Source organism: Pseudomonas fitomaticsae (assembly GCF_021018765.1).
Classification (GTDB): Bacteria; Pseudomonadota; Gammaproteobacteria; order Pseudomonadales; family Pseudomonadaceae; genus Aquipseudomonas; species Aquipseudomonas fitomaticsae.
The window spans coordinates 6,451,404-6,475,732 of record NZ_CP075567.1 but is presented as its reverse complement, the minus strand read 5'-3'; the positions used below and the strand labels follow the sequence as shown (position 1 = coordinate 6,475,732).

The 24,329-nt window shown below is 61.6% G+C and carries 29 protein-coding genes; 16 read left to right on the top strand and 13 right to left on the bottom strand.

What is annotated here, in order from left to right; all coding sequences use genetic code 11:
* The first annotated feature begins 49 nt into the window (after positions 1 to 49).
* Positions 50 to 319, top strand: a complete 270-nt coding sequence (locus KJY40_RS29515) for a HigA family addiction module antitoxin (RefSeq protein ID WP_230734200.1) — start codon at positions 50 to 52, stop codon at positions 317 to 319.
* Here the strand turns inward: KJY40_RS29515 and KJY40_RS29510 are convergent.
* Both KJY40_RS29510 and KJY40_RS29505 read right to left on the bottom strand, forming a co-directional pair.
* On the bottom strand, positions 314 to 835 hold the full coding sequence (locus KJY40_RS29510) for a BRO-N domain-containing protein (protein WP_230734197.1): 522 nt from the start codon (positions 833 to 835) through the stop codon (positions 314 to 316). The two genes, KJY40_RS29515 and KJY40_RS29510, sit on opposite strands and share 6 nt — an antisense overlap.
* Positions 836 to 1,235: 400 nt before the next feature.
* Complete coding sequence (locus KJY40_RS29505; protein WP_230734195.1) at positions 1,236 to 1,496, bottom strand: accessory factor UbiK family protein; 261 nt, start codon at positions 1,494 to 1,496, stop codon at positions 1,236 to 1,238.
* Between the two features lie 398 nt (positions 1,497 to 1,894).
* Here KJY40_RS29505 and glnK point away from each other — a divergent pair, with 398 nt between their 5' ends.
* The 4 genes from glnK (at position 1,895) to sutA (ending at position 4,678) form a co-directional block, all read left to right on the top strand.
* On the top strand, positions 1,895 to 2,233 hold the full coding sequence (glnK, locus tag KJY40_RS29500) for a P-II family nitrogen regulator (protein ID WP_002555808.1): 339 nt from the start codon (positions 1,895 to 1,897) through the stop codon (positions 2,231 to 2,233).
* 37 nt (positions 2,234 to 2,270) lie between these two features.
* Positions 2,271 to 3,608 (top strand): ammonium transporter, encoded by a 1,338-nt coding sequence (locus tag KJY40_RS29495; protein ID WP_230734193.1) that lies wholly within the window; start codon positions 2,271 to 2,273, stop codon positions 3,606 to 3,608.
* 215 nt (positions 3,609 to 3,823) lie between these two features.
* Entirely contained in the window at positions 3,824 to 4,249 is a 426-nt protein-coding gene (locus KJY40_RS29490; RefSeq protein WP_007951902.1) for a secondary thiamine-phosphate synthase enzyme YjbQ, read from the top strand.
* Between the two features lie 102 nt (positions 4,250 to 4,351).
* Positions 4,352 to 4,678, top strand: a complete 327-nt coding sequence (gene sutA / locus KJY40_RS29485; RefSeq protein WP_007951900.1) for a transcriptional regulator SutA — start codon at positions 4,352 to 4,354, stop codon at positions 4,676 to 4,678.
* Between the two features lie 65 nt (positions 4,679 to 4,743).
* Here the strand turns inward: sutA and KJY40_RS29480 are convergent, their stop codons facing one another.
* The 6 genes from KJY40_RS29480 to lptM are packed head-to-tail and all read right to left on the bottom strand — an operon-like array spanning position 4,744 to position 9,351.
* On the bottom strand, positions 4,744 to 5,448 hold the full coding sequence (locus KJY40_RS29480; protein WP_230734191.1) for an HAD family hydrolase: 705 nt from the start codon (positions 5,446 to 5,448) through the stop codon (positions 4,744 to 4,746).
* A complete protein-coding gene (gene xerC / locus KJY40_RS29475; protein WP_230734189.1) occupies positions 5,445 to 6,344 on the bottom strand; it encodes a tyrosine recombinase XerC in 900 nt (299 codons plus the stop codon). Before xerC ends, KJY40_RS29480 begins: the two co-directional genes overlap by 4 nt.
* Before the next feature lie 2 nt (positions 6,345 to 6,346).
* On the bottom strand, positions 6,347 to 7,072 hold the full coding sequence (locus tag KJY40_RS29470; RefSeq protein ID WP_230734188.1) for a DUF484 family protein: 726 nt from the start codon (positions 7,070 to 7,072) through the stop codon (positions 6,347 to 6,349).
* A 13-nt stretch (positions 7,073 to 7,085) separates the two neighbouring features.
* A complete protein-coding gene (gene dapF / locus KJY40_RS29465; protein ID WP_011336523.1) occupies positions 7,086 to 7,916 on the bottom strand; it encodes a diaminopimelate epimerase in 831 nt (276 codons plus the stop codon).
* A gap of 4 nt (positions 7,917 to 7,920) precedes the next feature.
* Positions 7,921 to 9,168 carry a diaminopimelate decarboxylase gene (gene lysA, locus KJY40_RS29460; RefSeq protein WP_230734186.1) on the bottom strand — a complete coding sequence of 416 codons (1,248 nt, stop codon included), beginning with the start codon at positions 9,166 to 9,168 and terminating at the stop codon, positions 7,921 to 7,923.
* A gap of 9 nt (positions 9,169 to 9,177) precedes the next feature.
* On the bottom strand, positions 9,178 to 9,351 hold the full coding sequence (gene lptM, locus KJY40_RS29455; protein ID WP_007951888.1) for an LPS translocon maturation chaperone LptM: 174 nt from the start codon (positions 9,349 to 9,351) through the stop codon (positions 9,178 to 9,180).
* 239 nt (positions 9,352 to 9,590) lie between these two features.
* Between lptM and cyaY the strand changes: the two genes are divergently transcribed.
* From cyaY to rnk, 3 genes are all read left to right on the top strand, one after another.
* Positions 9,591 to 9,923 (top strand): iron donor protein CyaY, encoded by a 333-nt coding sequence (cyaY, locus tag KJY40_RS29450; protein WP_007951887.1) that lies wholly within the window; start codon positions 9,591 to 9,593, stop codon positions 9,921 to 9,923.
* Between the two features lie 4 nt (positions 9,924 to 9,927).
* Positions 9,928 to 10,152: a DUF1289 domain-containing protein gene (locus KJY40_RS29445; RefSeq protein WP_045121669.1), complete on the top strand. Its 225-nt coding sequence runs from the start codon at positions 9,928 to 9,930 to the stop codon at positions 10,150 to 10,152.
* 128 nt (positions 10,153 to 10,280) lie between these two features.
* Positions 10,281 to 10,691 (top strand): nucleoside diphosphate kinase regulator, encoded by a 411-nt coding sequence (gene rnk, locus KJY40_RS29440; protein ID WP_007951886.1) that lies wholly within the window; start codon positions 10,281 to 10,283, stop codon positions 10,689 to 10,691.
* Between the two features lie 6 nt (positions 10,692 to 10,697).
* Here the strand turns inward: rnk and KJY40_RS29435 are convergent, their stop codons facing one another.
* From KJY40_RS29435 to KJY40_RS29425, 3 genes are all read right to left on the bottom strand, one after another.
* Positions 10,698 to 13,541, bottom strand: a complete 2,844-nt coding sequence (locus KJY40_RS29435) for a class I adenylate cyclase (RefSeq protein ID WP_230734184.1) — start codon at positions 13,539 to 13,541, stop codon at positions 10,698 to 10,700.
* 194 nt (positions 13,542 to 13,735) lie between these two features.
* Complete coding sequence (locus tag KJY40_RS29430; RefSeq protein WP_007951883.1) at positions 13,736 to 13,981, bottom strand: TIGR02647 family protein; 246 nt, start codon at positions 13,979 to 13,981, stop codon at positions 13,736 to 13,738.
* Between the two features lie 192 nt (positions 13,982 to 14,173).
* Entirely contained in the window at positions 14,174 to 14,458 is a 285-nt protein-coding gene (locus tag KJY40_RS29425; protein ID WP_230734182.1) for a hypothetical protein, read from the bottom strand.
* Between the two features lie 123 nt (positions 14,459 to 14,581).
* Here KJY40_RS29425 and KJY40_RS29420 point away from each other — a divergent pair, with 123 nt between their 5' ends.
* Positions 14,582 to 15,241, top strand: a complete 660-nt coding sequence (locus tag KJY40_RS29420) for a glutathione S-transferase family protein (protein ID WP_007951879.1) — start codon at positions 14,582 to 14,584, stop codon at positions 15,239 to 15,241.
* 60 nt (positions 15,242 to 15,301) lie between these two features.
* On the opposite strand, the gene argH is transcribed toward KJY40_RS29420, so the two are convergent.
* Complete coding sequence (argH, locus tag KJY40_RS29415; RefSeq protein WP_230734180.1) at positions 15,302 to 16,696, bottom strand: argininosuccinate lyase; 1,395 nt, start codon at positions 16,694 to 16,696, stop codon at positions 15,302 to 15,304.
* A gap of 474 nt (positions 16,697 to 17,170) precedes the next feature.
* Here argH and KJY40_RS29405 point away from each other — a divergent pair, with 474 nt between their 5' ends.
* From KJY40_RS29405 to KJY40_RS29375, 7 genes are all read left to right on the top strand, one after another.
* Entirely contained in the window at positions 17,171 to 17,917 is a 747-nt protein-coding gene (locus KJY40_RS29405) for a LytR/AlgR family response regulator transcription factor (protein ID WP_007951875.1), read from the top strand.
* A 138-nt stretch (positions 17,918 to 18,055) separates the two neighbouring features.
* Entirely contained in the window at positions 18,056 to 18,997 is a 942-nt protein-coding gene (gene hemC, locus KJY40_RS29400) for a hydroxymethylbilane synthase (protein WP_179693303.1), read from the top strand.
* Positions 18,994 to 19,761, top strand: a complete 768-nt coding sequence (locus KJY40_RS29395; protein WP_230734178.1) for a uroporphyrinogen-III synthase — start codon at positions 18,994 to 18,996, stop codon at positions 19,759 to 19,761. Before hemC ends, KJY40_RS29395 begins: the two co-directional genes overlap by 4 nt.
* Before the next feature lie 16 nt (positions 19,762 to 19,777).
* Entirely contained in the window at positions 19,778 to 20,920 is a 1,143-nt protein-coding gene (locus KJY40_RS29390) for a uroporphyrinogen-III C-methyltransferase (RefSeq protein ID WP_230734176.1), read from the top strand.
* Positions 20,917 to 22,155 (top strand): heme biosynthesis protein HemY, encoded by a 1,239-nt coding sequence (locus KJY40_RS29385; protein WP_230734174.1) that lies wholly within the window; start codon positions 20,917 to 20,919, stop codon positions 22,153 to 22,155. Before KJY40_RS29390 ends, KJY40_RS29385 begins: the two co-directional genes overlap by 4 nt.
* Before the next feature lie 220 nt (positions 22,156 to 22,375).
* The gene (locus KJY40_RS29380) at positions 22,376 to 22,927 is read left to right on the top strand and encodes a disulfide bond formation protein B (RefSeq protein ID WP_230734172.1); all 552 of its coding nucleotides are present in this window, start codon (positions 22,376 to 22,378) and stop codon (positions 22,925 to 22,927) included.
* Between the two features lie 185 nt (positions 22,928 to 23,112).
* On the top strand, positions 23,113 to 23,571 hold the full coding sequence (locus tag KJY40_RS29375; protein WP_007951863.1) for an Rsd/AlgQ family anti-sigma factor: 459 nt from the start codon (positions 23,113 to 23,115) through the stop codon (positions 23,569 to 23,571).
* A gap of 60 nt (positions 23,572 to 23,631) precedes the next feature.
* On the opposite strand, the gene KJY40_RS29370 is transcribed toward KJY40_RS29375, so the two are convergent.
* Positions 23,632 to 24,297 carry an FKBP-type peptidyl-prolyl cis-trans isomerase gene (locus tag KJY40_RS29370; protein WP_230734170.1) on the bottom strand — a complete coding sequence of 222 codons (666 nt, stop codon included), beginning with the start codon at positions 24,295 to 24,297 and terminating at the stop codon, positions 23,632 to 23,634.
* Positions 24,298 to 24,329: the final 32 nt, after the last annotated feature.

The following is a 24,329-nucleotide window of genomic DNA, read 5'->3' as shown; positions in this document are numbered from 1 at the left end:
GATTGGATGTTCCAGTTTGGCCGCTCAATGCAGCTGCTGGAGGCAAAAAATGGACCGCAATGGTATGCGCCCGATTCATCCGGGCGAGGTGCTGAAAAAGGAATTCATGGAGCCATTGGGCATGACGGTCATGGACTTGGCCATGCCCACGAACTGGCCTGAAACCGAAATCGAGAAGCTTGTGAAATGCCAGCTCAGGATCTGCGCCGATTTGGCAATCAGGCTGGCCATCCACCTCAACACCACACCTGAGTTCTGGATGAATCTTCAGTCGACTTACGATTTACGCAGGGCTCAGCTCCGGCATGCGGGCCTATAGCGATTGCAGCATCCGCGAAGCCCTCTTCCACCAAGTGCCCGGTTCTGGGCGCTTTAGCTTTTCCCGTTCTACCACCATCAATGGCACATCCTGCAACCGAATCCACGGCTGGTTATTCCAGTGCAGCAAACTCAACGACATCTTGGGCCAATAAAGCAGGCTTAGCTGTGGGCGTTCGCTTGTGGTGGGGTGCTGGGCGTCGCGCAGGGTGGGGATGACTTGATGGGTGAGCCATTCGCGCAGGGCACGGTATTCGGGGCAGTAGTGGTAGACGAGGAGGGCGTAGATACCGGATTCGCTGATCAGGAGGGTGTTTTCGATCTGGTTGTGGATCAGGGTTTTGCGGGTTTGGTATTGGTCGGGGTCGAGTTTTCGCAGCATGCGTCCGTTGAGGTAAATGTGCAGCAGGCGGCCCAGGTCGCGGGCAGAGAACCAGGGTTGGTTCTGGATAAGAAGGGCGTGAAGGTGGAGTTTGTGGCGGATGAAGACGTTGGGAATTAAATAGCTTTCGTCCATGACTCGGTTCTCGAATGTGGTGAAGAAAGCTGCCTCTGATCGTCGCCAAACAAAAAGGGTGGCAGCTATGCGCGGATTGGCGAACCGGGACATTCGAAAACCGGCAGACCCGAAGGTCTCCCACGCACAGCCGCCATAATTCGAGGTGGGAGTATTCCCTCGTTCGAACATCATCGTGCTGCGTCAAATGTTGCCGGGTCGCCAAACCCAGTGCTGAACATTCAGCATTGGGTGAGCTTAGGAATCAGGGCTTCACGACGCAATCGGACGGCGGGGTTGCAAGCTGTAGGATTCTGCCGAGATTCGGCAGCGAATCCTGAATGGCGGGAAGGTTGTTCCGACCTTCATTCGCGGGCAAGCCCGCTCCCACAGGGGGCCGCATTCACAAAGACACGAAGTGTTACTCAGCCGGCGGCGTCAACTTCGCTTCCAGCTCAGCCACCTTCGCCTCAAGGCTCTCAAGCCGGGCGCGAGTGCGCGCCAGCACCACCATCTGACTGTCAAACTCTTCGCGGCTCACCAGGTCCAGTTTGTTGAAGGCACTTTGCAGCAGCATCTTGAACTGGCTTTCGATTTCGGCTTTTGGCAAGGGCGTATCGCCGCTGAACAGGCGGGAGGCGGTGCCGCTCAGGGCGTCGAGGAAGTCTTTGGGCGCGAGCATGGGATATGTCCTGGAAACTATGGCCGGCAGTGTATCACGCAGTGTCTATAGTCATTGGCGCAGGCACGGATGCACGCTTTTCGCGCAACTGGATGCACGGCCACGCACCGTTGTTGTGCGTATCCCGAGTGCCATTTGGGTGATGGCCTCTGCGGCAGCGGCCAAGGGATTGAAATCAGTGGTTTTTGGCGAGATGGCAAGCTTTCTGCTTAGTCACCTTCGACCCATGCACTGATGCAGTCGCTGTGACGAATGCAGTGCGGCAGACGGAGCGGGGAGTTTCGTCTGGAGCGGTTAGCTGGCGTCGACAACGAAGCGTTACAAAGCCAGGCACTGCGCTTAGACTTGAGTCGGGTTTGTTTTCCTGGGGCAAGTCCACCAATTCGGGAGAGAGTTTCATGAAGCTAGTCACTGCCATCATCAAGCCGTTCAAGTTGGACGACGTGCGCGAGTCGCTGTCCGAAATCGGCGTGCAGGGCATTACCGTTACTGAAGTCAAAGGCTTCGGTCGGCAGAAGGGTCACACCGAGCTGTATCGCGGCGCGGAGTATGTGGTCGATTTTCTGCCCAAGGTGAAAATCGACGTTGCCATCGACGACAAGGATCTGGATCGGGTTATCGAGGCGATAACCAAGGCTGCCAACACCGGCAAGATTGGTGACGGCAAGATCTTCGTGGTCAATCTGGAACAGGCGATCCGCATCCGTACCGGCGAAACCGATACCGACGCGATCTAAACGCCGCCACAAACCCAACGCCCCAGGAGAAAACAATATGACTCTGCGTAAATTCGCAGGGCTAGGAGCCCTGTTGTCTATCGTAATGCCCGGCCTGGCCATGGCGGCAGACGAAGTGGCAGCTCCAGTCCTGAACTCCGGCGACACCGCCTGGATGCTCACCTCCACAGCCCTCGTGCTGTTCATGACCATTCCCGGCCTCGCGCTGTTCTACGGCGGCATGGTCCGGTCGAAAAACATTCTTTCCGTGATGATGCAGTGCTTCGCCATTACCGGTCTGATCAGCGTCCTGTGGGTCATTTATGGCTACAGCATCGCGTTCGACACCACCGGCATGGAGCAGGGCGTCGTCAACTTCAACTCGTTCGTGGGCGGCTTCGGCAAGGCGTTCCTGGCCGGTGTCACCCCGGCGAGTCTGACCGGCCCGGCGGCGCTGTTCCCCGAGGCGGTCTTCATCACCTTCCAGATGACCTTCGCGATCATCACCCCGGCGCTGATCGTCGGTGCGTTCGCCGAGCGGATGAAGTTCTCCGCGATGCTGATCTTCATGGGCATCTGGTTCACCCTGGTTTATGCACCGATCGCGCACATGGTCTGGTCCGGCAACGGCGGCCTGATGTGGGACTGGGGCGTACTCGACTTCGCCGGTGGCACCGTCGTGCACATCAACGCCGGTGTGGCCGGTCTGATTGCCTGCCTGGTACTGGGTAAACGCAAAGGCTTCCCGACCACGCCGATGGCGCCACACAATCTGGGTTACACCCTGATGGGCGCGGCGATGCTCTGGATTGGCTGGTTCGGCTTCAACGCCGGTTCCGCTGCGGCCGCCAACGGCACCGCCGGCATGGCGATGCTGGTGACCCAGATCGCGACCGCTGCTGCTGCGCTGGGCTGGATGTTCGCCGAGTGGATCACCCACGGCAAACCAAGCGCACTGGGTATCGCATCCGGCGTGGTTGCAGGTCTGGTCGCGATCACTCCGGCCGCCGGCACCGTGGGCCCGATGGGCGCTCTGGTGATCGGACTGTCGGCGGGCGTGGTGTGCTTCTTCTGCGCCACCACCCTGAAACGCAAACTCGGTTATGACGACTCCCTGGATGCCTTCGGCGTGCACGGTATCGGTGGTATCCTCGGCGCGATCCTGACCGGTGTGTTCGCTGCACCGTCGCTGGGTGGCTTCGGCACCGTCACCGACATCGCCGCACAAGTCTGGATTCAGTGCAAAGGCGTCGGCTTCACCGTGATCTACACCGCTATCGTCACCTTCATCATCCTCAAGGTGCTGGATGCCGTGATGGGTCTGCGCGTGACCGAGGAAGAAGAGTCGGTCGGCCTGGATCTGGCACAACACAACGAGCGCGGCTACAACCTGTAAGCACGCGCCGCAAAAAACTTGCCCGGCTCGCCGGGCATTTTTTTGTCTCGAATTTGTCATCCCTGATACAGCTGAAAGGATTTTTCGTACGGCTTTGGTCGTGTTTACGACGAGTGTTTTTCTGCGGCCAAAGGCTTACATCATTGAAGGAATATTAGGGCCTTTGTTTTTTTCCAGAGCGCGCTAGAATGCGCCCCGAACGTGCGGAGAACTGTATGTGGCAACAGACTCTGATAACCCTGCGGGCACGGCCCCGGGGCTTTCATCTGGTAACGGAAGAGTTGCTCGCCGGCCTGCCCGAACTCAAGGCATGCCGGGTCGGTCTGTTGCATTTGTGGCTGCAGCATACCTCGGCGTCGTTGACCATCAACGAGAACGCCGATCCGGCGGTACGTCGCGACTTCGAACGATTTTTCAATCGTCTGATCCCACAAGGAGCAGACGGCTATGAGCATAACGACGAAGGCCTGGACGACCTCCCGGCGCACTTCAAGGCCAGCGTGCTGGGCTGTCAGATCAGCTTGCCGGTAACGGCGGGTCGACTGGCACTCGGCACCTGGCAAGGCGTTTATCTGGGCGAGCACCGTGATCATGGCGGTGCCCGTAAAGTCCTCGCCACCTTGCACGGTGAAGGGGCATAAACCGTTGGTCACCAATGGTTACCGATTTTTTTCCGGCGACTTTCGACAGTCGTCAAAGCTGGTCTATAACTAATCTGCTTTTCGCAAGTCATGAGGTAGAACATGAGCGACGATGATCTGGAAAACGACGACCTCGAAGTAGGCGACGAAGACGAGGCCGAAGACGGTCTGGAAGCAGCAGCGGAAGACGTTGCTGAAGACGATGGCGGTGACGATACGCCGGCCCCGGCTGCCAAAGGCAAGGCCAAGGCTGCGGTGTCGGTCGACGAGCTGCCGAGCATTGAAGCCAAGAACAAGGAGCGCGATGCCCTGGCCAAGGCCATGGAAGAGTTCCTTGCGCGCGGCGGCAAGGTTCAGGAAGTGGAGGCCAACGTGGTCGCCGATCCGCCCAAGAAGCCGGACAACAAGTACGGTAGCCGCCCTATCTGAGGCGTGTCGCTTGCTTGCTGAAAAAGCCCGCCGTCGCTGCGGGCTTTTTCATGGGCGAAAGAAAATCAGCCGCGGCTGTTCCAGCGGGCGAGCACGGCAGGCAGATCGTTCAGGCTGCGAATCTCGGCATCCGGCAGGCGCTCCGCTTCCCAGACCTTGCCGGCCGGGTTGAACCAGATCGCACGCAATCCGGCCTGCTGCGCCCCGGCGATGTCATCCCCCGGATGATCGCCGATATGCACCGCCGCTTCGGCGCTCACACCGCCGCGCTGCAAAGCCTCGTGGAACAGTCGTGCATCCGGTTTGGCGATGCCGATATCTTCGGCACATAACGCAAACTTGAAGTAGTCCGCCAGCCCGAGACGGCGCACATCAGCGTTGCCGTTGGTGACCACGCCGAGGGCGTAATGCTTGGCGAGGGTTTCCAGGATCGGCTCGACCTCCGGGAACACCTCGATCTGATGCCGCGCATGCAGAAACACTTCAAAACTCTTGTCTGCCAGCTCCGACGCTTCGCCGTGGGCGTACCCGGCTTCCTCCAACGCGTGGAACAGCACCCGCCGGCGCAGTGCGCTGATGCGGTGTTTGAGTCCCGGCTCACTGGCCAGCACCCGCTCGCGAATCGACCACAGATGCTCGACCGGCACCGCGCCCAGATTCGGCGCATGTTCGCTCAGCCATTGGCGCAAAACCGCTTCGGCGCTGACGATCACCGGGGCGGTGTCCCACAGGGTGTCGTCGAGGTCGAAGGTGATCAACTGGATGCTCATGAATCGTCGCCTTTCATGCGTTTGGCCCGTGGGTGGGCGCTGTCGTAGACCGCCGCCAGGTGCTGGAAGTCCAGGTGGGTGTAGATCTGGGTGGTCTTGATGTCCGAGTGGCCGAGCAGTTCCTGCACCGAGCGAAGGTCCTGGGAGGACTCGAGCAAATGGCTGGCGAAGGAGTGCCGCAGCATGTGTGGGTGCAGGTTCTGCCCCAGCTCGCGCTCGCCGGCGAGTTTGACCCGCACCTGAATTGCGCGCGGGCCGAGACGTCGGCCTTGCTGGCTGACGAATACCGCATCGTCCGCCGGATTGGTCAGCGCCCGTAGCGGCAGCCATTGCTCCAGTGCTTCCCGGGCCTTTTTGCCGACGGGCAACAGGCGCGTCTTGCTGCCCTTGCCGAGTACCTGAACCATGCCGTCGGCCAGATCGAGCTGATCGAGATTGAGCCCGGTCAGCTCCGACAGGCGCAGGCCGGAGGAGTAGAACAACTCCAGAATCGCCTGATCACGTCGAGCGAGAAAATCGTCCTCCACGGCACCTTCAAGCAATTGCAGGGCGCGGTCGGTGTCGAGGGTTTTCGGCAGGCGGCGTTCGCCTTTGGGTGGTGCCAGACCGGTGGCCGGATCGTGATCGCAGAGGCCTTCGCGATTCAGATAGTGATAGAGCCCGCGGACTGCCGAGAGCAGGCGCGCCAGGCTGCGCGAGGACTGGCCCTGGGCATGCAGACGGGCAATCAGGCTGCGCAGGCGCTGGATGTCCAGCGCCTGCCAGCTACCGATGTTCTGTTTGTTGCACCAGCCGAGGACTTTGTCGAGATCGCGGCGGTAGGCCGACAGCGTGTGCGGCGACACCTGCCGCTCACTGCGCAGGTGTTCGCAGTAAGCGTCCAGTTGTCGTTCCATGCTCAGCGTACCGAGCGCAGGGAGCTGTTGACCCGTGGCAGCACGCGACCCATGACTTCGGCGATGTAGCTGAGGAACAGCGTGCCGACCGAGCTTTTGTAGTGCTGCGGATCACGGCTGGCAATGGCCAGTATTCCGTGAATACCTTGATGGCTGACGGCGACCACGGCGGTGGAGCCGATCTGGTTGCGCTGTTCTTCGCCGAACAGGAAGTCCAGCTCATGTTCACGCAGGCTGCCGCTGACGCTTTTGCCTTCGGTGAGCAATCCGCCGATGGCGGTCTGTGCATCGGCGTGGGTCACCCAGCGGCCGACAGGGGCCGGGTTGTCACCGAGCAGAATCAGGCTGACGAAGGGCACCTGGAAATCCTGACGCAGGCTGTCTTCGACGCTGATCACTACGTCTTCCAGAGTGGCAGCGTCCATCAGCGCAAGGATCAGGCGACGAGTCTTGTCGAACAGGCGATCGTTGTCCCGGGCGACATCCATCAAGTGCGAGAGGCGATGGCGCATCTCGATGTTGCGGTCACGCAGGATCGCCATCTGACGCTCGACCAGCGAGACGGTATCGCCGCGTTGATGGGGGATGCGCAGGGACGGCAGCAGTTCTTCATGCTCGACGAAGAAGTCCGGATGAGCCTCCAGGTACGCGGCAACCGCTGCCGCCTCCAGGCTCTCGGACGCTGATTCACCGGACTGTCGGGCGGGTACCTGAGGCTTATCGGTCATGGCTTCTGCTCACTCAAAGACGCACTTGTCCTTCGTATACGCGCACTGCCGGGCCGGTCATCAACACCGGTTGGCCGGGGCCTGCCCACTCAATGGACAGGCGCCCGCCCGGCAGGTCGATCAGCAGTGGCGAATCCATCCACCCCTGACTGATCGCAGCTACAGCAGCAGCGCAGGCACCGGTGCCGCAGGCCTGGGTTTCCCCGGCGCCGCGTTCCCAGACGCGCAGTTGCGCGCGATGGCGGTCGATGACCTGGAGAAAGCCGACGTTGACCCGCGCCGGGAAGCGCGGATGGTGTTCGATTTTCGGCCCCAGTTCATGCACCGGTGCAGTGTTGATATCGCTGACCCGCAGCACCGCATGGGGGTTGCCCATCGATACCGCCGCCAGATCGACCGGCGTACCGTCGACATCGACCTGATAACTCAGGGCCTGCTCCGGCGCCTGGAACGGAATGTCCGCCGGCACCAGGCGCGGGGCGCCCATGTTCACGCCGATCTGGCCGTCGTTACGCACGTCCAGCTCGATGATGCCGCCCTTGGTCTCGACGCGGATCTGCCGTTTGGCGGTCAGGCGCTTGTCGAGCACGAAGCGGGCGAAGCAGCGCGCACCGTTGCCGCACTGCTCCACTTCGGAACCGTCGGAGTTGAAGATCCGGTAACGGAAATCCACATCCGGATTGCTCGGCGCTTCGACGATCAGCAACTGGTCGAAACCGATGCCGGTGTGCCGGTCGCCCCACATTTTTGCGTGCTTGGGCTGAATATGCGCGTGCTGGCTGACCAGGTCGAGAACCATGAAGTCGTTGCCCAGGCCGTGCATCTTGGTAAAACGCAGCAGCATGGGGTTACTCCGGCAGCAGGCTTTCGCCGGCAAACAGCTCGGCCACGGTCTCGCGGCGACGCACTTCAAATGCCTGATCACCATCCACCAGCACCTCGGCGGCACGGCCGCGGGTGTTGTAGTTGGAGCTCATTACGAAACCGTAGGCACCGGCCGAATGCACGGCCAGCAGATCGCCTTCTTCCAGCGCCAGTTCGCGTTCCTTGGCGAGGAAGTCGCCGGTTTCGCAGATCGGGCCGACGATGTCGTAGGTACGCGCAGCGGTATCGCGTGGCTTGACCGCGGTCACGTCCATCCAGGCCTGGTACAGCGCCGGGCGGATCAGGTCGTTCATCGCCGCGTCGACGATGGCGAAGTCTTTGTGCTCGGTGTGCTTGAGGTACTCGACCTGAGTCAGCAGCACGCCGGCGTTGGCGACGATGAAACGGCCCGGTTCGAACACCAGCGCCAGATCACGACCGACCAGACGCTCGCGCACGGCCTTGATGTAATCGGCGGCCAATGGCGGCTCTTCATCGCGATAACGCACACCCAGACCGCCACCGAGATCGATGTGGCGCAGGTGGATGCCGCAATCGCCGAGGCGATCGACCAGATCCAGCAGGCGGTCGAGGGCATCGAGGAATGGCGGCAGGGTGGTCAGTTGCGAACCGATGTGGCAGTCGACGCCGACCACTTCCAGGTTCGGCAGGTGCGCGGCACGCACGTACACGTCTTCGGCGTCGGCGATGGCGATGCCGAATTTGTTTTCTTTGAGACCGGTGGAAATATACGGGTGGGTGCCGGCATCGACGTCCGGGTTCACGCGCAGCGAGATCGGCGCACGAACGCCCAGCTCGGCGGCGACCACTTGCAGGCGCTCCAGCTCGTCGGTGGATTCGACGTTGAAGCAATGCACGCCGACTTCCAGTGCACGGCGCATGTCGTCACGGGTCTTGCCGACGCCGGAGAACACGATCTTGTCCGGGCTGCCGCCGGCGGCCAGCACGCGTTCCAGCTCGCCACGGGAGACGATGTCGAAACCGGCGCCGATGCGGGCCAGGACATTCAGGACGCCGAGGTTGGAGTTGGCCTTGACCGCGAAGCACACCAGGTGCGGCATGCCGGCCAGCGCATTGGCGTAGGCCAGGTACTGGGCCTCGATGTGGGCGCGGGAGTAGACGTAGGTGGGTGTGCCGAAGCGATCGGCGATGGCGGACAGCGCCACACCTTCCGCGAACAGTTCCCCGCCACGGTAGTTAAAAGCGTCCATGGCGATCCCTTAGTAAACGTCGTGCTTGTGTGCCTTGGAGACAGGCTGCTTTTGCGAAGACTGGGCTTGCTCGGCCGGGTCCTGATCTTCATCGGGCAGGTACAGCGGGCCTTTCTGACCGCAGGCCGAAACGAGACAGGCAACCGCGACGAGCGCAGCAAGGGAAGAGATCAGGCGCTTCATGGCGAAATCCTTGAAAATGCGTTAATTGCGCCGGAGTATACCGGCCACCCGGCAGCTTGCCTATGCGACGGAACTCCCGTCCGGCGGGGCTCGGGCTGCGGCGCGGAAACTTTTCCCGCGTGGCGGGTGGATATTTCGTCGCCGGGCAGGGCGCTTGGTCGTTATCCTTTGCAATCGGCTGGCAGCGTCCGTATCTTGCGGCGCTTGAGCCTGATCAGACATTTTTTGAGGTTGCCGCAATGAGTTTGTCCGAAGCCCGTTTCCACGATCTGGTCGATGAAACCCAGGAAAAACTGGAAGACATCTTCGACGACAGCGACCTGGACATCGACATGGAGAACTCGGCCGGTGTGCTGACCGTCAAGTTCGAGAACGGCACCCAGCTGATCTTCAGTCGTCAGGAACCGCTGCGTCAGCTGTGGCTGGCCGCAGTGTCCGGTGGTTTCCACTTCGATTACGACGAAGAAAGCGAGCGCTGGATGTGCGACAAGAGCGAAGAACAGCTGGGCGAAATGCTCGAGCGCATCGTCAAGCAGCAGGCCGGCACCGAATTCGATTTCGAAGGCCTGTGATTTCGTGACTGATACTGCGCCCGTCCGTCCGCCGAAGCCGCTCTACAGCAACGTCAGCCCGGCCGTGCCTTCGCCGTGCACCGGCGTGTGCCGGCTGGATGAGCAGAAGGTCTGTCTCGGTTGCATGCGCCATGTCGAAGACATCCGCGAGTGGCGTTCGGCCGATGACGAGCGCCGCCGGGTGATTTGTGCGCAGGCGGCTCAGCGTCGGCAGCTCGCCGGAGCGTAGCTTGTATATTTTTTGAGCTGTGATAGTGTCCGGAAACGCCTCAACCCATCGAGGCCTGGTGAAAACCCCGTCTTTTTTGGCGGGGTTTTGCTTTTTTTGTGTGCAGAAGAAAGGAGTCTGCCCGGATCATGACCGCACCTTCCATCACCCTTACCCGTCTGGACGTGCAACGTCTGGAGCGCCTGATCGACAGCCTGGATGACACGCTGCCGGGCGTGATCGCGCTGCAAACCGAACTGGATCGCGCCGATACCCTGGTCGGTCACGATGAAGTGCCTGCCGATGTCGTGACGATGAATTCCCGCGTGCACTGCCGTGAAGAGAGCAGTGGCAAGGACTACCACCTGACCCTGGTCTATCCGAAGCACGCCAACGCCGACGAAGGCAAAGTCTCGATCCTCGCTCCGGTCGGCAGTGCGCTGCTGGGCTTGAAAGTCGGTCAGCACATCGACTGGCCGGCTCCGGGTGGCAAGACCCTGAAACTGACTTTGCTCGAAGTCGAATCGCAGCCGGCCAACGGCGGTGATTTCCCGGAATAACCCGCCTCAGACCTGCTCGAGCGCCTCGTTCAGAGAGCGTTCCAGGTCGGCCTTGTAACGCAGATACAGATTGCTCGAACTCTGCCCGTCACCGATCACACCCGACAGGTCCAGGTCGGTGATGTAGCAGCGGTAGCGCTCGGTTTCCCGGCGCTGCCCGACGATCTCCCGGGCGACCACGCTGAACAGCTGGTCGCCATGTTCCAGCTCGCTGAATTCCCGTTGATTGCAATACAGCGTGACCTGCACTTCGCCGGGCGCGGCTTTGCCGACGATCGCCTGCACGTCGTAGAACGGTTTGTTGACAGGCGTCTGCGGCGCCGGGCGCATTTCGACCCGTCGCGCGCGTCCCGGCCCTGATGGCAATAACTGGTAATACAAGATTTCAAGGCTGGCGGCATGGCCCGCATCCATCGGCAGCAGCGCTTCGCGGCGGAACTGGATCGATTGCAGGAACCGCTGCAACGGCACCAACAGGCTTTGCTCGTCGTGATAGGGCAAGTGCTGTTGCCACAGCGCATTGAACTCGTCGAGTACGTACAGCTCGGCGGTTCGCTCGGTGATCCGGTAGAACACCTGAATGCATTCGGGCTGGCCCATCGGCAGGATCAGCGCCAGGTCGTGGTCTTCCAGCGCCATCGGGTCCAGGTGGAGCGGGCTGTAGCGCGGCTGCTCCTCGCCCAGGTAATCGAGCAGCGCGGGCAGGGTGGCGAGGGCGACATGGCTGACCTGGCCCGGCACCAGTTCCAGCACGTGGTAATGCTGCTGCACCTGAATCAGGTAGCGGTGATTCAGATCGCTGAGCAACAGGGTCTGCGCGGTGTCGACGATTTCTTCCACCCGGCGGGCAATGAATTGCGCGCGGTTGTGGCAGAAGCAGCGAACCCGCAGTGAAGGCTGTTGAAGTCCGCGTGGCAGGTTGTTGAGGTAATCGCGCAGGCAGTCCATCAGGGCATGCGGACCGTCGAAGCGGTTGACCAGCACTTCATTCCAGCTGTTGAGCGTGACCTGATCCAGGGTCAGCACCAGATTCTCGCGCACGCCAGCGTAGCTCAGGGAGTCCGTGCGCTCGGTGGTCATCAGGATGTTCAGGTCGCGGTGATGCTTGAGCGGATCGATCCCGACATTCACCAGCATCAGCACTTCGCTCGGCACGGCGGCGCGCAGCAGCGGTTCTTCGGCAACCGTCGGCAAGGGCAGGGCAATGCTCTGTTGCAGGCTGCCGAGCAGGTTGAACAACTCGAACTCGCTCAAATCGCTGGTGCCGGGGTGCAGGGCCAGTCGGGTGCTGCTGTCGATCACGCCGTTGCGGTGGCACCAGGTCAGCAGTTCCAGCAACTCGCGGCTGCGCTTGATCGGCGCGAAGTGTTCCCACTCCAGCGCCGTCAGGCTGCCGTTGTACAGGCCCCACTGGGTTTGTCCCGGTTCCTTTTTGTTCGGCGACTGAACCAGGGTCAGCGTGTCTTCGGCCAGGTCCGGGGCGATGCCGGGATTGATGAACTCGACCTTGTCGGCCTTGCGTTCGAACGCTGCGTACAGGCGCCGGCCGAGAACGTTGAGGTCGCGCTTGTTGATCAGGCTGACAGTCTGCTCGCTGCGGGCGAACTGGGTCAGGAAGCGGTAGCTGTAGTTCAGCTCGTTGACCAGAGCCCGGCGCTCGGCGCTGACCTGTCGGACTTTCCACTGGCTGCGGCTGTCGAGCAGCGCCAGTTGTCGCTGGTCCCAGTGCCATTCACTGGCCAGCCTTTCCAGCAGTGAACGCTGCCAGCTCTGGGTGCGGGTGTTGCCGGTGAGCTTGCGGTTGACCTTGAGGTACAGCGCCCGTCGCACCAGCTCCAGGCGCTCCGGTTCGTTGCGCGCAGTGAGGTATTCCTCGATCCGGCGGTAGACCACCATGTACGGATCCAGCTCGTCGAGGTCCAGCCGGTTGGCGAACACCGCCTGCTTGAAGCGCAGGCTCAGGCACTGCACTTGGGGGTGCTCGCTGGCGTAGACCTCGGTCAGCAGCAGTTTGAGTACCGACTTGTAAGGTGACTCGATGCCCTTGAACAGTTGCCACAGCCCGGCGCCGACGAACTCGCCCGGCGGAATGTGCGCCATCGGCCCCAGGTCGAGGGTTTCATCGTTGCGGATGAAACGTTTGGAAATCAGGGTGTGGGTGTACGCGTCATAGGCGCGTTCTTCGTAGACCGGCACCAGCCACCAGATCGGTGTGCGCCCGGCGAGCCAGATCGCGGTGCGGTAGAACTCATCCAGCAGCAGATAGTGCTGGGTGGTGCCGCAATCTTCGGAGCTGAGTTGGGTGTCGCGTTCGCCTTTGACGAAGCGCACCGGGTCGATCAGGAAGAAGTGCGCTTCGGCCCCCTGGCTGGCAGCCCAGGCTTCGAGCAACTGGCATTTCTTGCGCAGCTCGGCGAGTTCGCTGTCGCTCAGGTCGGGGGAGTGGCAGACCCACACGTCCATGTCGCTGTGGTCGGCCTGGGCCAGTGTGCCGAGGCTGCCCATCAGGAACAGCCCATGAATCGGCCGTGGCGGGTTGCTGCCGTGACGCGGTTTGTAGGAGAACGAGCGGGTCAGGCGCTGGGCTTCGGCAAGCGCATCGGCGTCCGGTTCGTAATTCGACAGCCCGGCCGGCGTGCTGCCCGAGACGTAACCGGGCAACAGCGGATGATTGACATGAAAAAACAGCGGCAGCAGCGTCAGCACACTTTGCTGGCGCGTCGAAAGACCTTCCAGCGCCCGGTTCAGGCGGCCTTCGTTGAGTTTGAGAAAACGTGCACGTAGCTGGCTGAGTACCTTGCGGTCGATGCCTTCGTCCAGGTCGGGGCGGATTTCATGGGTGCGGGTCATGTCGGCTCAAACCGGCGCGCAGGGCTCGGAGGCAAGGGGTCTCGGGTGTCCGGGAGTTTAGCGCCTGAGCGGCAGGAGTTTTAAGCTGAATTTGTTTTTTGACGTCAGATTTCTATCGCGCGGCGATGGGCGACGTTCATGGCTGGCCCGCGGAAATCCCGTGGCAGGGGTTTCCGTGGGCAAAGTCGGGAGGATCAGGCGGTTTGCTGCTCTTTGAGAATCGTCAGTACGGTTTGCACGTTTTGTGCGGCATCGCGACCGAGGCTGGTCAGGTAACCGCCATCAGGCTGGTCCGTCAGTTCTTTTTCGAACAGGCGTTGTGCGGCAGCAATGTGCTTCGGGGCAGCGGTCTGATGAATTTTCAGACCTTCCTGGGAACTGTCCAGGTTGAAGAGTGCGAGGACTTCCAGTTCGGCAACCAACTCAGGGGTAAGCGACATAAGGACTCCAGACTTTCTAGGAATTGGACGACAGCGCCCCTAAGGTGAACCTGCCGGCGCGGCCTGTCCAGTACGCGTGTCAGGGTTTTTGTCCCGGGGTGGATTCCAGTGTAGTCAGGGGGCGGCAGAAGGCCGCGAAGATGGGTGACAAATTGTGTGGGAGCAGGCCTGCTCCCACAAGGCGGGAGCCGTTTACTGCTTTTCCGGTGGCAGTTCCGGCAGTGCGCGCAGCGCGGTTTCGTACCATTCGGTATCGAACGCGCGGTCTTCGTCGAGCATCGCGTCGATTTCACAGGCCAGCACGTGGGCCATCAGGTTCAGGATGTCTTCGCGCTCATAACCTACCAGCGTCAGCTTGTTGAAGGTTGCCTTGGCCGCTGGCGGGTTGTCGCTTTCGATCTGGTTCTCGATCGCTTCGATCAGCGTAGATTCGGTGAACTCTTCTTCATCATTGTCGATGTCAGTCGGCTCGCTCATGGCAGGCTCCTCAAGGAAAGACGCCAGTTTACCCGCATTCAGCGGCGTGATGCTGCTGGCGAGAATCCCCGGGGCGATCTATAAACAGGCACTGCCCACCCCGCACGGCCTGGAGGCTATGTGATGTTCAAGCTCTATGGATTCTCCGTCAGCAACTACTACAACATGGTCAAACTGGCGCTGCTGGAAAAAGGCCTGCCGTTCGAAGAGGTCACCTTCTATCCGACGCCAACGCCTGAGTCTCTGGCCATAAGCCCGCGTGGCAAGGTGCCGGTGCTGGGGGCCGAAGGTGGTTACATCAACGAAACGATGGTGATGCTCGAATACCTCGAAAGCAGTCAGAAGGGTGTCCCGCTGCTGCCGACCGAGCCGTTTGCCCGTGCTCAGGTGCTGGCAGTGGCCAAGGAAATCGAGCTTTACATCGAGCTGCCGGCCCGAGCCTGTTATGGCGAAGCGTTTTTCGGTACGGCGCTGCCGGAGGCGATCAAGGAAAAAACCAAGGCAGAATTGCTGCTGGGTTTTGCGGCGCTGGGGCGTCACGGCAAATTCGCCCCGTATGTGGCGGGCGACAGCCTGAGCATTGCGGACTTGTACTTCCTCTACAGCGTGCCGCTGGCGGCTGCCGTGGGGCACAAGCTGTTCGGTCTGGATTTGCTGGCGGAGATGCCGAAGGCCAAGGCACTGCTGGAGCGGCTTGAGCAGAATCCGCACGTGCAGAAGATCGCGGCGGACAAGGATGCGGCGATGCCGGCGTTTTTGGCGATGATCGCAGCCAAAAAGTAGAAAATCCGATTTGAAGCCAGTTCGCGGGCAAGTCGACAACTCGACTTGCCCGCGATGCTTTTAGCGGCTGGCGATCAGTGTCTGACCGCGAACCACGGCAGCCTTGACCTGCGCCGGCGCAGTGCCGCCGATGTGATCACGGGCATTTACCGAGCCTTCGAGGGTCAGCACGGCAAACACGTCCTGCTCGATCTGGTCGCTGAACTGACGCAGTTCCTCCAGGCTCATTTCCGCCAGATCCTTGCCGGTGTCGACGCCGTACTTCACCGCGTGGCCGACGATCTCGTGGCAATCACGGAACGGCAGGCCACGGCGTACCAGGTAGTCGGCGAGGTCAGTGGCGGTGGAGAAGCCGCGCAGCGCCGCTTCGCGCATGATCGCGTGCTTTGGCTTGATCGCCGGGATCATGTCGGCAAAGGCACGCAGCGAATCGCGCAGGGTGTCGGCGGCGTCGAACAGCGGTTCCTTGTCTTCCTGGTTGTCCTTGTTGTAGGCCAGAGGCTGGCCTTTCATCAGGGTCAGCAGGCCCATCAGGGCGCCGAACACACGACCGGTCTTGCCACGTACCAGCTCCGGCACGTCCGGGTTTTTCTTTTGCGGCATGATCGAGCTGCCGGTGCAGAAACGGTCCGGCAGATCGATGAACTGGAACTGCGCACTGGTCCACAGCACCAGCTCTTCGGAGAAGCGCGACAGGTGCATCATCGCGATGCTCGCGGCCGAGCAGAATTCGATGGCGAAGTCACGGTCGGACACGTTGTCCAGCGAGTTGCCGCCGACGGCGTCGAAGCCCAACAGTTGCGCGGTGTATTCGCGGTCGATCGGGTAAGTGGTGCCGGCCAGCGCGGCGCTGCCCAGCGGCATGCGGTTGGTGCGCTTGCGGCAGTCGACCAGACGCTCGTAGTCGCGGCTGAGCATTTCGAACCAGGCCAGCATGTGGTGCCCGAAGGTCACCGGCTGAGCGGTCTGCAGGTGGGTGAAGCCCGGCATGATGCTGGCGGCTTCACGCTCGGCCTGCTCCAGCAGGCCTTTTTGCAGGCGGGTGATCTCGCTCAGGATCAGGTCGATCTCGTCACGCAGCCACAGGCGGATGTCGGTGGCGACCTGGTCATTGCGGCTGCGGCCGGTGTGCAGCTTCTTGCCGGTGACGCCGATGCGGTCGGTCAGGCGTGCTTCGATGTTCATGTGCACGTCTTCGAGGTCGACGCGCCAGTCGAACTGGCCGGCCTCGATTTCGCCCTGGATGGTCTTCAGGCCATCGATGATGCTGTCGCGCTCGACATCCGTCAGCACGCCGACCTTGGCCAGCATGGTGGCGTGGGCGATCGAGCCCATGATGTCGTGGCGATACAGGCGCTGGTCGAAAGTGACGGAGGCGGTGAAGCGGGCGACGAAGGCGTCGACGGGTTCACTGAAGCGGCCGCCCCAGGACTGATTGGTCTTGTCAGTGCTCATGAATTCGCTCGTATCGGCTTGAAGAAAGAAGGCGTGAAACGCTGGCGCGGATAATAACAGGGTTGCCAATCCTGTCGCTGACACTGGTCGATACGTTTTTTTCTCATGGCCTGATCCATAGTCGCCGGTGTCGCCGGGGGATTTGCGCAAGGATATTTTCCGATTGAGCAATATCGGCCCGACGAGCGTCTACAGTAGGACATAGGGGTCGACGTGGCGGCGGATCGCGCAAAGGTCCGGCCACCGACTATAAGAAGAGAGAGGGGTGGGTGTATTGGCCATTGGCATACCCTGCGTAAAACGCAGTCGGCGACGGGCGTCAGGCGGTACGTTGCGGGTGTCGGCAAATATTGCCGGCCGACGTACGGCACTTTTTGGCGCTCGCGCTAGTCTTAGCGTGGATCGCGGTGACGGACGTCACTCCACTTGTCTACGCTATCCTTGTGCGAGACTCACGCAGGAATCCAGCGCAATATGAATGTCCTGATCGTTGATGACGAACCACTGGCCCGCGAGCGACTCAGCCGAATGGTGAGCGAGCTCGAGGGCTACACAGTCCTGGAGCCCAGCGCTACCAATGGCGAAGAGGCGTTGGCACTGATCGACAGCCACAAGCCGGATATCGTGCTGCTCGATATCCGCATGCCGGGCCTCGATGGCCTGCAGGTGGCTGCCCGTCTGTGCGAACGCGAAACCCCGCCGGCCGTGGTGTTTTGCGCAGGTCCCGATGAATTTGCCGTGGAAGCCCTGCAGGCCAGCGCCGTGGGCTATGTGGTGAAACCCGTGCGAACCGAACATCTGCATGACGCCCTGAAACGGGCCGAACGTCCCAACCGGGCCCAGCTCTCGGCCCTGACCCGTCCTGCCGCCGAAAGCGGTAACGGCCCGCGCAGTCACATCAGCGCCCGCACCCGTAAAGGCATCGAGCTGATCCCGCTGGATCAGGTGGTGTACTTCATTGCCGACCACAAATACGTGACCTTGCGCCACGAAGGCGGCGAAGTCCTTCTGGATGAACCGCTCAAGGCGCTGGAAGACGAATTCGGCGAACGCTTCGTGCGGATCCACCGCAACGCGCTGGTCGCCCGCGACCGCATCGAGCGACTGCAACGTACGCCGCTGGGCCACTTCCAGTTGTTCCTCAAGGGCCTCAACGGTGACGCGCTGATTGTCAGCCGCCGGCATGTGGCGGGCGTGCGCAAAATGATGCAGGGGCTTTAGTCCGCAGGCTCCGGGCGGTTCTTCGTTCCTTTCACCAGGCATTGCAGGCCAGGGAGGCCACGCCGTTTCTGATTCAGGTCAAAGTGGATTTGGCTGAGCTGTTATTATCCGCCGTATCTATTCAGTACGGATTGATCCATGTCCTCTCGCGAAATCCGCATCGCCACCCGCAAAAGTGCTCTGGCCCTCTGGCAGGCCGAATACGTCAAAGCCCGTCTGGAAGCAGCCCACCCGGGCCTGCTGGTGACGCTGGTGCCCATGGTCAGTCGCGGCGACAAGCTGCTTGATTCGCCCCTGTCGAAAATCGGCGGCAAGGGCCTGTTCGTCAAGGAACTAGAAACCGCGCTGCTGGAAAACGAAGCCGACATCGCCGTGCATTCGATGAAAGACGTGCCGATGGATTTCCCCGAAGGCCTCGGTCTGTTCTGCATCTGCGAGCGCGAAGATCCGCGTGACGCGTTCGTCTCCAATACGTATTCCAGCCTCGATGCGTTGCCTGCCGGCAGCATCGTCGGCACCTCCAGCCTGCGTCGCCAGGCGCAGTTGCTGACGCGCCGCCCGGATCTGGAGATCCGTTTCCTGCGCGGTAACGTCAACACCCGTCTGGCCAAGCTCGACGCCGGCGAGTACGACGCGATCATCCTCGCGGCAGCCGGCCTGATCCGCCTCGGTTTCGAAGATCGCATCACCTCGGCCATCAGCGTCGACGACAGCCTGCCGGCCGGTGGCCAAGGCGCTGTCGGTATCGAATGCCGCAGCGCCGACACTGAAATCCATGCCTTGCTCGCACCCCTGCATCACGCGGACACCGCAGACCGTGTCACCGCCGAGCGTGCCCTCAACAAACATCTGAATGGCGGCTGCCAGGTGCCGATCGCCTGCTACGCCGTGCTTGAAGGCGATCAGTTGTGGCTGCGCGGTCTGGTGGGCGAGCCGAGCGGCGGCAAGCTGCTTAGTGCTCAAGCCCGTGCGCCGCGTGCCGCAGCCCAGACGCTGGGCGTGCAAGTTGCTGAAGACCTGCTCAGCCAGGGCGCCGACGATATTCTCAAGGCAGTCTACGGCGAGGCAGGTCACGAGTGACCGCCTGGCGCCTGCTGCTGACGCGCCCGGCGGAGGACTGTTCGGCGCTCGCCACCGTGCTGGCCGAACAAGGGTTTTTCAGCAGCTGTCTGCCGCTTTTGGAAATCGCGCCACTGCCGGTCTCTGACACAATGCGCCACACAATCACGCAACTGCCGCGTTACAGCGCGGTGATCGTGGTCAGCAAGCCAGCGGCGCGGATCGCGGTGGATCTGCTCGACTCTTTGGGTCTGGCGACTCCTGCGATGCCGTGGTTCAGCGTGGGTGCAGCGACCGCCGCTATCCTTCGGGATCGGGGGCTGGATGTGAGCTTCCCGGACGCGGGTGACGACAGCGAAGCCTTGCTGCAATTGCCGCGTCTGCTGGCGGCGGTGGCCGTGCCCGGCTCGCAGGTGTTGATCCTGCGCGGGGATGGCGGACGCGAGCTGCTGGCCGAGCGTCTGCGCGCGCTTGGTGCTAGTGTCGAATATCTGGAGTTGTACCGTCGCGACCTGCCGGACTATCCGCCGCAGGAGCTGCCCCGCAGGATTGCAGCGGAACGCCTGAACGGGCTGGTGGTCAGCAGTGGACAGGGTTTCGAGCACCTGCGCCAACTGGCCGGCGATACCTGGCCTGTGCTTGCGCAGTTGCCGTTGTTTGTTCCAAGCCCAAGGGTTGCCGAGCAGGCCAGTGCCGCCGGGGCCCGAACAGTTGTGGATTGTCGCGGCGCCAGTGCCGCGGCCTTGCTGACGGCGTTACGGGAGCATCCCGTGCCCGTTCTCTAATGCAAAGGATGGATACGTGAGCGAAACAGCCTTGCCTAAAGATGACGTTCAACCTGTGATCGATGCACCGGTTGATGCACCGCCACCGGCCGCCGAACCGCGCCGAGGCAACGGATTGGCCATTCTCGCACTGCTGCTCGGCGCCGCCGGTGTTGCGGTGGGTGGCTGGGGTGTCTGGCAGGTGCGACACCTGCAGGCCAACACTCAAAATCAATTGAGTCAGGTTCAGGCGTTGAGTGATCAGGCACAGACCCTGAAGCTCAACGAGCAACGACTGACCGAGCGTCTCGGGCAATTGCCCGGCGCCGATGAACTTGCCGATCGCCAACGTCTGGTGACGCAACTCCAGGGCGATCAGCAACGCCTCAATCAACGTCTGGAAACCGTCCTTGGCGCCAGCCGCAAGGACTGGCGTCTGGCCGAGGCCGAGCACTTGCTGCGTCTGGCCAGCCTGCGTCTTTCCGCTCTGCAGGACGTCACCAGCGCCCAGGCGCTGGTCCAGGGTGCCGATGAAATCCTGCGTGAGCAGAATGATCCCGGCTCGTTCGCCGCCCGCGAGCAAGTGGCGAAAACCCTGGTAGCGCTGCGCAGTACCGCGCAGCCGGATCGCACCGGGCTGTTCCTGCGCCTGGGCGCCTTGCGTGATCAGGTCGTCGGCCTCACCGAGTTGGCGCCGGAGTACAAGGATCGCGGTGATTCGCTGCTGGGCCTGACCTCCGATGGCGACGGCGCCAGTCGCTGGGCGCAGTGGTGGGATCAGATCTCGCGCTACATCCGTATCGATTTCAACGCCGACAAAAACGTCCGGCCGCTGCTCGCCGGCCAGAGCCTGAGCCAGGTGCGTCTGGCCCTGAGCCTTTCGCTCGAGCAGGCGCAATGGGCGGCGCTCAACGGTCAGACGCCGGTGTACACCCAAGCCTTGGCCGAAGCGCGTGACGTCCTCACCGGCAACTTCAACCCGGATAACCCGCAGAGCAAAATCATGCTCGAGCAGGTCGCGGAACTGAGCAAGCAACCGGTTACCGTCAACACGCCGGACCTCGCCGGAACGTTGAGCGCGGTGCAGGCGTACCTGGAGCGCCGTAACGTCAACGCCGAGGACTCGGTGAAACCCTTCGCCAAACCGGCCGCCAGCACCGCGCAGGAGGCGACACCATGAAGCGCCTGTATGTGATCGTGTTTCTGGTGATCGCGGCAACGGCGGCGCTGGGCCTGGCGATTGCCGAGCATTCCGGTTACGTGCTGGTCGCCTACAAAAGCTTTCGTTATGAATCGAGCCTGTGGGCGACCCTGGCGGTGGTGGCGGTGCTTTGGCTGCTGGTCTGGGGCATCAAGGCGCTGGTCGAGCTGGTGCTGACCTCCGGTGGAGTGGTCAATCCATGGTCGCGACGTAACCGCAGCCGACGTGTGCAGGTGGCGATCGAGCATGGTCAGCTCGACCTGGCCGAAGGTCGTTGGGCCAGCGCTCAGCGTCACCTTTACCGGGCCGCCGAAGCCGAGCGTCAACCGTTGCTCTATTACCTGGGCGCCGCCCGCGCCGCCAACGAACAAGGTCATTACGAGGAAAGCGATCGCCTGCTGGAACGCGCGCTCGAGCGTCAGCCGCAGGCCGAGCTGGCGATCGCCCTCAGCCATGCGCAGCTGCAGACCGATCGTGGCGATACCGATGGTGCGTTGGTCACCTTGCAGGCGATGCACGAGCGCCATCCGCACAATGTCCAGACCTTGCGCCAGTTGCAGCGCCTGCATCAGCAGCGCGGTGACTGGTCGTCGGTGATCCGGCTATTGCCGGAGCTGCGCAAGGACAAAGTCCTGCCGCCGGCCGAACTGACCGAGCTCGAGCGTCGTGCCTGGGGAGAAAACCTGTCCCTGGCGGCCCAGCGTGAAGAGGATGGCGCAGTCGGTTTGCAGTCGCTCAACCGCGCCTGGCAGCAACTGACGTCTGCCCAGCGCCAGGAGCCGGCGCTGGTGCTGGCCTACGCCGAGCAACTGCGTCAGCTGGGTGCTCAGGTCGAAGCGGAAGAGCTGCTGCGCACGGCGCTCAAGCGCAAGTACGACAGCCATCTGGCGCGCCTTTACGGTCTCGTGCGTGGCAGCGATCCGACGCGTCAGTTGCAGACGGCCGAGGGCTGGCTCAAGGATCATCCGGGGGATGCCAGTCTACTGCTGACCCTGGGGCGCTTGTGCCTGCAAGCAAGCCTGTGGGGCAAGGCGCGGGACTATCTGGAAAGCAGTCTGCGCGTGCAGCGCAATCCGGAATCGTGCGCGGAACTGGCTCGTCTTCTGGCACGGCTTGGCGACACTGACCGTAGCAACATGCTGTTCCAGGAGGGCCTCGGCCTGCTGGACGAGCGCTTGCTCGCAGCACCGCTACCGGTGGCGGCTCGCGCGTGATCGAGATGGAGGAGCTTGCTCCTCCGTTTCTTCCCGAGTGATTGAATAACCTTCGGAAAACCACCTCCGGAACAAAGTCCTACAGCGGACTTCGCAGAATCCTCTCGTCTCTGTCGGGATTTCCCTACACCTCTGGTGAAGTGTCGCCATTACCCTGTCTTGAAAGCCCGAGGCCCTTTCCTCTACCGTAACTGCCTGTCTCTATTGTTACGGATAAGCCATGTCGTTGGCCTGCTCACGCTCCCTGTTCTTTATGGCTTTCACTGCGGGGATTCTGGCCCTGGGAGCTTCTTATTACCTCGAATACGCGGTCGGTCTGGTGCCTTGCAGTCTGTGTCTGGTCCAGCGTCTGTTCATGAGCGTCCTCACCCTTTGTTGTGGTGTGGCTGCGGTCCATGGGCCACAACGTGTCGGTCTGTCGCTGTATTGGACGATGGCGTTGTTGACCAGCCTTGGCGGGACGACAGCGGCGTGGCGGCAAGTGCTGCTGCAAAGTGATTCCCTGCAGAGGCTGGCGCATTGCGCGCCCGGGCCGGAAGAAATGTTCAGCAGCCTGCCGTGGTTATGCGCCCTGATGCGTATGTTCAACGACACGGCCGATTGCGCGGAATTGTCCTGGACGCTGTTCGACCTGAGCATCCCGGAGTGGAGCCTGCTGTTCTTCGTGGCGATGTCGATCCTGGCCGTTTACCAATTGCTGCGACAGGTCTGGATGGCTCTGCAGCGACCGCTCAGCGGCCAACCGTCGCACCCGGCGCTGATCAGGGATTAAACACTTGTATGAACTTTCTCTCCTGCGTACCTTGAAGCCATAGGCGTGCGGGCATAATCTGGCCCGCACGTGTCATTGGAATTGTGTTGCTCGATGACGCTCTGCCTGGCCGCCTCTCAAAGCAACAGACACAAGAAGGGGCGCGGGTGTAGGGCAGCATGACCCACAAGGGAAGAGAGATCGCCATGCTCGAAAGTTGTCAGAATGCTCAGGAACGTTGGGGTGGAGTTCATCTGCTGATCGACCGCTGGCTGCAGGAGCGTGAGGAGTTGATCGCTGCCTATGACAAGCTGGGCGCCAAACCCCAGGCGCTGTCCGAGGATCGAAAGCCCTTGCAGGAATTCTGCGGCGTGCTGGTCGATTACGTCTCGGCCGGGCACTTCGAGATCTATGAACAGCTGACGGGCGAGGCCAAGGCTTTCAACGACAAGCGTGGTCTGGAACTGGCCGAGACGATCTACCCGCGCATCGATGTCATCACCGAAAAACTGCTCGCCTTCAACGACCTTTGTGATGAAGGCAAATGCGTTGCGGAGAAATTCAAGGAACTGGGCGGCCTGCTCCACGAGCGCTTCGAACTGGAAGACTGCCTGATCGAAGTGCTGCATACCGCACACAAGGAAGAGGATTCGGTTCAGGCCTGAATCGGACTTCGCAAGACACAGAAACGGTGCGCCAACAGCGCACCGTTTTTTATTGGGCGATCAGCTGGTCGCGCCGCGCAATTCCACTTCGAACACCAGCGGTGTAAACGGCGCGATCAGGTCGCCGGCTCCGTCAGCGCCGTACGCCTGATCCGATGGAATCACCAGACGCCACTTCGCGCCGACCGGCATGTTCTGCAACGCGGTGCGCCATCCGGCGATCACGCTGTCGAGATTGAACCACTGCGGCTGATTGTTCTGATCGAACACGGTGCCATCCGGCAGTCGGCCGATATACAGCACCTGCACTTTTCCATCCGGGCCGGCCTTCGTGCCATTCCCCGGCGCCAGCTCGGTCAACAGGATGCCGTCGGCCAACTCCTTCACACCCGGTTTGGCTTTTTCGGCGGTGAGAAAACGTCGCTCGTTTTCCATCGCCGCTTCGGTTGAAGGCATCGCCGCTTGCTCGGCTGTCTGCGATTCGTGATCGGCGAGGATCTGCTCGATGCGTGCTTCGCTCAGTGCCAGCGGCTTGCCTTGATAGGCCTGTTGCAGGCCTTCGATCAATGCCTGGATCTGTAGCTGCGGCACTTCCTGGCGCAGCCGTTCACCGAGGCTGGCGCCAAGGCTGTAAGCCAGATCGTGGGCGTCATTCGCGGTGGTTTTTTCGTCGGCCTGAGCCACGGAAAAAATCATGCAGAGGGATAAAAAAAGGTAGCGCGACATGGGCACTCTCCGTCCTGAATTGCGGTGGATTA

Excerpts from the sequence above, each read along its gene's own strand:
- xerC (WP_230734189.1), bottom strand. The coding sequence starts at position 6,344 with ATGGAACGACAACTGGACGCTTACTGCGAACACCTGCGCAGTGAGCGG.
- hemC (WP_179693303.1), top strand. The coding sequence starts at position 18,056 with ATGTCCTCTCGCGAAATCCGCATCGCCACCCGCAAAAGTGCTCTGGCC.
- KJY40_RS29370 (WP_230734170.1), bottom strand. The coding sequence starts at position 24,297 with ATGTCGCGCTACCTTTTTTTATCCCTCTGCATGATTTTTTCCGTGGCT.
- rnk (WP_007951886.1), top strand. The coding sequence starts at position 10,281 with ATGACCGCACCTTCCATCACCCTTACCCGTCTGGACGTGCAACGTCTG.
- KJY40_RS29385 (WP_230734174.1), top strand. The coding sequence starts at position 20,917 with ATGAAGCGCCTGTATGTGATCGTGTTTCTGGTGATCGCGGCAACGGCG.
- KJY40_RS29430 (WP_007951883.1), bottom strand. The coding sequence starts at position 13,981 with ATGTCGCTTACCCCTGAGTTGGTTGCCGAACTGGAAGTCCTCGCACTC.
- lptM (WP_007951888.1), bottom strand. The coding sequence starts at position 9,351 with ATGAAGCGCCTGATCTCTTCCCTTGCTGCGCTCGTCGCGGTTGCCTGT.
- KJY40_RS29435 (WP_230734184.1), bottom strand. The coding sequence starts at position 13,541 with ATGACCCGCACCCATGAAATCCGCCCCGACCTGGACGAAGGCATCGAC.
- sutA (WP_007951900.1), top strand. The coding sequence starts at position 4,352 with ATGAGCGACGATGATCTGGAAAACGACGACCTCGAAGTAGGCGACGAA.
- cyaY (WP_007951887.1), top strand. The coding sequence starts at position 9,591 with ATGAGTTTGTCCGAAGCCCGTTTCCACGATCTGGTCGATGAAACCCAG.
- KJY40_RS29380 (WP_230734172.1), top strand. The coding sequence starts at position 22,376 with ATGTCGTTGGCCTGCTCACGCTCCCTGTTCTTTATGGCTTTCACTGCG.
- KJY40_RS29480 (WP_230734191.1), bottom strand. The coding sequence starts at position 5,448 with ATGAGCATCCAGTTGATCACCTTCGACCTCGACGACACCCTGTGGGAC.
- dapF (WP_011336523.1), bottom strand. The coding sequence starts at position 7,916 with ATGCTGCTGCGTTTTACCAAGATGCACGGCCTGGGCAACGACTTCATG.
- KJY40_RS29495 (WP_230734193.1), top strand. The coding sequence starts at position 2,271 with ATGACTCTGCGTAAATTCGCAGGGCTAGGAGCCCTGTTGTCTATCGTA.
- KJY40_RS29510 (WP_230734197.1), bottom strand. The coding sequence starts at position 835 with ATGGACGAAAGCTATTTAATTCCCAACGTCTTCATCCGCCACAAACTC.
- glnK (WP_002555808.1), top strand. The coding sequence starts at position 1,895 with ATGAAGCTAGTCACTGCCATCATCAAGCCGTTCAAGTTGGACGACGTG.
- KJY40_RS29490 (WP_007951902.1), top strand. The coding sequence starts at position 3,824 with ATGTGGCAACAGACTCTGATAACCCTGCGGGCACGGCCCCGGGGCTTT.
- lysA (WP_230734186.1), bottom strand. The coding sequence starts at position 9,168 with ATGGACGCTTTTAACTACCGTGGCGGGGAACTGTTCGCGGAAGGTGTG.
- KJY40_RS29375 (WP_007951863.1), top strand. The coding sequence starts at position 23,113 with ATGCTCGAAAGTTGTCAGAATGCTCAGGAACGTTGGGGTGGAGTTCAT.
- KJY40_RS29420 (WP_007951879.1), top strand. The coding sequence starts at position 14,582 with ATGTTCAAGCTCTATGGATTCTCCGTCAGCAACTACTACAACATGGTC.
- KJY40_RS29505 (WP_230734195.1), bottom strand. The coding sequence starts at position 1,496 with ATGCTCGCGCCCAAAGACTTCCTCGACGCCCTGAGCGGCACCGCCTCC.
- KJY40_RS29515 (WP_230734200.1), top strand. The coding sequence starts at position 50 with ATGGACCGCAATGGTATGCGCCCGATTCATCCGGGCGAGGTGCTGAAA.
- KJY40_RS29405 (WP_007951875.1), top strand. The coding sequence starts at position 17,171 with ATGAATGTCCTGATCGTTGATGACGAACCACTGGCCCGCGAGCGACTC.
- argH (WP_230734180.1), bottom strand. The coding sequence starts at position 16,696 with ATGAGCACTGACAAGACCAATCAGTCCTGGGGCGGCCGCTTCAGTGAA.
- KJY40_RS29470 (WP_230734188.1), bottom strand. The coding sequence starts at position 7,072 with ATGACCGATAAGCCTCAGGTACCCGCCCGACAGTCCGGTGAATCAGCG.
- KJY40_RS29425 (WP_230734182.1), bottom strand. The coding sequence starts at position 14,458 with ATGAGCGAGCCGACTGACATCGACAATGATGAAGAAGAGTTCACCGAA.